Genomic DNA, 3951 nt, shown 5'->3' on the forward strand with positions numbered 1-3951 from the left:
CCATGGGCCCCGGACGGGTAATCGGACCACACAGGGCAATGACTGAATTGATCTCCCCACCAGCGCAGAGGCGTTCTAGGCTCTTCCGTACCGCCGAGTTGCGCAGTGCGGGGACGGGCACCGCACACGCACCGGGGAACGAGCGGTACTTGAGCGCCGCTCCCGGACGGGAGCGCCGCCGGGCAAGGAGGGCCGCATGACTGTACGGCGAGTAATGGGCATCGAGACGGAGTACGGGATCTCCGTCCCCGGCCACCCGAACGCCAATGCCATGCTCACCTCGTCCCAGATCGTCAACGCCTACGCGGCGGCGATGCACCGGGCGCGACGTGCCCGCTGGGACTTCGAGGAGGAGAATCCGCTGCGGGACGCCCGCGGCTTCGACCTCGCCCGCGAGGCCGCCGATTCCAGCCAGCTCACGGACGAGGACATCGGCCTGGCCAATGTGATCCTCACCAACGGCGCCCGGCTCTACGTCGACCACGCCCACCCCGAGTACAGCGCCCCCGAGGTCACCAACCCGCGCGACGCCGTGCTCTGGGACAAGGCCGGCGAGCGGATCATGGCGGAGGCGGCCGAGCGGGCCGCCCAGCTCCCCGGCGCCCAGCCCATCCACCTGTACAAGAACAACACCGACAACAAGGGCGCGTCCTACGGCACGCACGAGAACTACCTGATGAAGCGGGAGACGCCCTTCTCGGACATCGTGCGCCACCTCACGCCGTTCTTCGTGTCCCGGCAGGTCGTCACCGGCGCCGGCCGCGTCGGCATCGGCCAGGACGGCCACGAGCACGGCTTCCAGATCAGCCAGCGGGCCGACTATTTCGAGGTCGAGGTCGGTCTGGAAACCACGCTGAAGCGGCCCATCATCAACACCCGGGACGAGCCGCACGCGGACGCCGAGAAGTACCGGCGGCTCCATGTGATCATCGGCGACGCGAATCTGTCGGAGATCTCGACGTACCTCAAGCTCGGCACGACCGCGCTGGTGCTGTCCATGATCGAGGACGGCTTCATCAACGTGGACCTGGCGGTCGACCAGCCGGTGAGGACGCTGCACCAGGTCTCCCACGACCCGACCCTGCAGCGCCTGATCACACTGCGCAGCGGCCGGACACTCACCGCTGTCCAGTTGCAGATGGAGTACTTCGAGCTGGCCAGGAAGTACGTCGAGGAGCGCTTCGGCGTGGACGCGGACGACCAGACCAAGGACGTCCTGGTCCGCTGGGAGGACACCCTCAACCGGCTCGAGAACGATCCGATGAGCCTGTCCGGCGAGCTCGACTGGATCGCCAAACGCGAGATTCTCGAGGGCTACCGGCGGCGCGACAGCCTGGACTGGGACGCGGCCCGGCTGCACCTCGTCGACCTGCAGTACGCCGACGTGCGCCCCGAGAAGGGCCTGTACAACCGTCTGGTGGCCCGCGGCAAGATGAAGCGGCTGCTGGACGAGCCCGACGTGGAGCGGGCCGAGAGCAAGCCTCCTGAGGACACCAGGGCGTATTTCCGCGGCCGCTGCCTGGAGCAGTACGCGGACGACGTCGCCGCGGCCTCGTGGGACTCGGTCATCTTCGATCTGCCGGGCCGTGACTCTCTGCAACGAGTGCCCACGCTGGAACCGCTGCGTGGTACACGCAATCATGTCAAGGAGCTGCTGGACCGGTGCCGTACCGCGGAGGACCTGGTACGCGTGCTGTCCGGAGGCTGAAATGGCCCGCGTCCGGGAATCATGAAGGTGGCTGCCGGACGTTGAGGAAAGTGCGGGGCCGATGTCAGACCCTGCTTGTAGGGTCTGATCTTGAGTGAGCCGAACCAACGGGCAAACCGAGCGGGGTGAGGGATATGGCGACCAAGGACACCGGCGGTGGGCAGCAGCGGGCCACGCGTTCCACCGAGGAAGTCGAGGAGCAGGCGCAGGAAGCGCAGGCTTCCGAGGACCTCAAGGAGCGCCAGGAGAAGCTGTCGGACGACGTCGACTCCGTACTGGACGAGATCGACGACGTTCTCGAGGAGAACGCCGAGGACTTCGTACGGTCCTTCGTGCAAAAGGGCGGAGAGTAGCTCCCCCCTGACTTCGTCGGGGTACCCCGGTCGTCCGTCCCGGCCCGCCGGCCTCAGTCAGGCCGCACCGGGGCGGATGACCGGCGACGGCACGGGTAAGGTCCGTGCAACGCATGCAAGATCGGCCCGCGGCTCGTCAGCAGGTGGGCCGCCGCCAATCCGGAAGGAAACGCGTGGAAGCCAACCCTCGTAGCACCGGGCGTCTGCCGGCAGCCTTCCTGACGCCCGGCTCGTCGTCGTTCATGGACTTCCTGGGCGAGCACTCCCCGGAGCTGCTCCCGGGCAAGCGCGTCCTGCCACCGGTACAGGGCGCCATCGAAGCACCCCACGGCACGACGATCGTCGCCGCGTCCTTCCCCGGCGGCGTGGTGCTCGCCGGTGACCGTCGGGCGACCATGGGCAACATGATCGCCCAGCGCGACATCGAGAAGGTCTTCCCGGCCGACGAGTACTCGGCCGTGGGCATCGCCGGCACCGCGGGACTCGCGGTCGAGATGGTGAAGCTCTTCCAGCTGGAGCTGGAGCACTTCGAGAAGGTCGAGGGAGCCCAGCTCTCCCTGGAGGGCAAGGCGAACCGTCTCTCCACGATGATCCGGAGCAACCTCGGCATGGCCATGCAGGGCCTCGCCGTGGTCCCGCTCTTCGCCGGCTGGGACGTCGACCGCGAGAAGGGACGCATCTTCTCCTACGACGTCACGGGCGGCCGGTCCGAGGAGCACGGCTTCGCGGCCACCGGCTCCGGCTCGATCTTCGCCCGCGGGTCGATGAAGAAGCTGTACCACGACGACCTGACGGAGCAGCAGGCCATCACCCTCGTCATCCAGGCGCTGTACGACGCGGCCGACGACGACTCGGCGACGGGTGGCCCGGACGTGGCCCGCCGCATCTATCCGATCGTCACCGTCATCACCGACGAGGGCTTCCGGAAGCTGACCGAGGCCGAGTCCTCCGAGACCGCCCGCTCGGTCCTGGAGCGCAGGCTCGAACAGCCCGACGGCCCGCGCGCCGCGCTGCTCTGATGCGCCCCCAGCTCCCGCGGGGCGGTGCCCCCTCGCCACTGACAGAAAGGGACGGATAGCCGGTGTCGACGCCGTTCTATGTCTCACCCCAGCAGGCCATGGCCGACCGGGCGGAGTACGCCCGCAAGGGCATCGCCCGTGGCCGCAGCCTGGTTGTGCTGCAGTACGCCGACGGCATCGTCTTCGTCGGTGAGAACCCGTCCCGTGCGCTGCACAAGTTCAGCGAGATCTACGACCGGATCGGCTTCGCCGCGGCCGGCAAGTACAACGAGTACGAGAACCTCAGGATCGGCGGCGTCCGCTACGCCGATCTGCGCGGATACACCTACGACCGCGACGATGTGACGGCCCGTGGCCTCGCGAACGTCTACGCGCAGACGCTGGGCACGATCTTCTCCAGCGCCGGCGAGAAGCCGTACGAGGTGGAGCTGGTCGTCGCCGAGGTCGGTACCTCGCCCGAGGGGGACCAGATCTACCGGCTGCCGCACGACGGCTCGATCGTGGACGAGCACGGCTCGGTCGCGGTCGGCGGCAACGCGGAGCAGATCAGCACCTTCCTCGACCAGCGGCACCGCGACGGGATGTCGCTCGCCGAGGCGCTCAAGCTCGCGGTCCAGGCGCTGTCCCGCGACACCAACGGCAGCGAGCGGGAGATCCCCGCGGAGCGGCTGGAGGTCGCGATCCTGGACCGTACGCGCCCGCAGCAGCGCAAGTTCAAGCGCATCGTGGGACGGCAGCTGTCGCGTCTGCTGCAGGCGGACGACGCGGCGTCCGCGCCCACGGAGGCGCCGTCCGACACGGAGGAGACCGACACGGAGGAGTAGCCTCCGCAGCTCTCGCACACGCGCCCCGGCCGTTCAGGCGGCCGGGG

4 protein-coding genes are annotated in these 3951 nt (G+C 68.5%); all 4 read left to right on the forward strand.

The features are described 5' to 3' along the window. The first annotated feature begins 196 nt into the window (after positions 1–196). The 4 genes from dop to prcA all read left to right on the forward strand — a co-directional run bounded on the left by dop (position 197) and on the right by prcA (position 3904). A complete protein-coding gene (gene dop, locus ACWGI8_RS40940; protein ID WP_453668532.1) occupies positions 197–1708 on the forward strand; it encodes a depupylase/deamidase Dop in 1512 nt (503 codons plus the stop codon). A 134-nt stretch (positions 1709–1842) separates the two neighbouring features. Continuing rightward, entirely contained in the window at positions 1843–2061 is a 219-nt protein-coding gene (locus ACWGI8_RS40945) for a ubiquitin-like protein Pup (protein ID WP_266375567.1), read from the forward strand. A 173-nt stretch (positions 2062–2234) separates the two neighbouring features. Further along, complete coding sequence (gene prcB, locus ACWGI8_RS40950) at positions 2235–3080, forward strand: proteasome subunit beta (protein ID WP_453668533.1); 846 nt, start codon at positions 2235–2237, stop codon at positions 3078–3080. 62 nt (positions 3081–3142) lie between these two features. Next, entirely contained in the window at positions 3143–3904 is a 762-nt protein-coding gene (gene prcA / locus ACWGI8_RS40955) for a proteasome subunit alpha (protein WP_453668534.1), read from the forward strand. Positions 3905–3951 lie beyond the last annotated feature (47 nt).

It is taken from the genome of Streptomyces sp. NPDC054841, assembly GCF_053611045.1.